At 35.6% G+C, this 662-nt stretch carries 1 protein-coding gene and 1 pseudogene; one reads left to right on the forward strand and one right to left on the reverse strand.

Annotation, left to right across the window (positions count from 1 at the left end; genetic code table 11):
- Positions 1-65: 65 nt before the first annotated feature.
- Positions 66-314 (forward strand): annotated as a pseudogene (locus tag AC1DTM_RS30390) (hypothetical protein); the annotation flags it as partial.
- Between the two features lie 32 nt (positions 315-346).
- On the opposite strand, the gene AC1DTM_RS30395 reads toward AC1DTM_RS30390, so the two are convergent.
- Positions 347-662: SGNH/GDSL hydrolase family protein (locus AC1DTM_RS30395; RefSeq protein ID WP_477001692.1), on the reverse strand; the 316-nt coding region annotated here is incomplete at its 5' end.

Below are 662 nucleotides of genomic sequence, written 5' to 3' on the forward strand. Positions count from 1 at the left end.
GCCCAAAGAATTAAATAATTCTTTGGGCTTATTTTTAAAGTTAGGAAGTTACATTCTTTCTTCCTATAAATAATCTCACAGAACAGGACCATCGTCATGTAAAGCGACAGACACTTTTCCAAATCCGCAGGAATTCAAAACATCCGTCATGCCTCACGTATAGTAAAAGGCATCGAAACCATTCATGCCCTGTATAAAAAAGACGGAGTCTTCAACCAAACTTCGCTTTTCCGACGTATAATAAATTACAGAAATTATTGATGACTGCAAAAAAATTGTCTTCCTCAACCATAGAGCTTTTACATTTCAGTTAATTTTGCAAAAGAAATTAATAAAACATATCTAATTATTGATTCACCGCTTTGGCTACAAGTGCTGCGTATGCTTCTGCACCTACTTTGGTTAAATGCACACCATCAGGTGCAAAGTAGTCTCCCTTTCCAGCACTTGCTGCATACCAATCAACTAGAGTTATATTAGGATATTCAGATACTGTCACTTTCAATCTCTCATTCACGATTGATTCCCACGGACGTGGTACCCTCGTATTAATAAAAATCATTTTACGTTCATTCCCAATTAATTTTATTAATGATACAAGTTGCTCAGTAGTAAAGGCTCCATTTGTACCTAATCCAATAATGACATAGTTTCCTAAATCC

This window comes from Bacillus sp. P4_D3 (genome assembly GCF_056401855.1).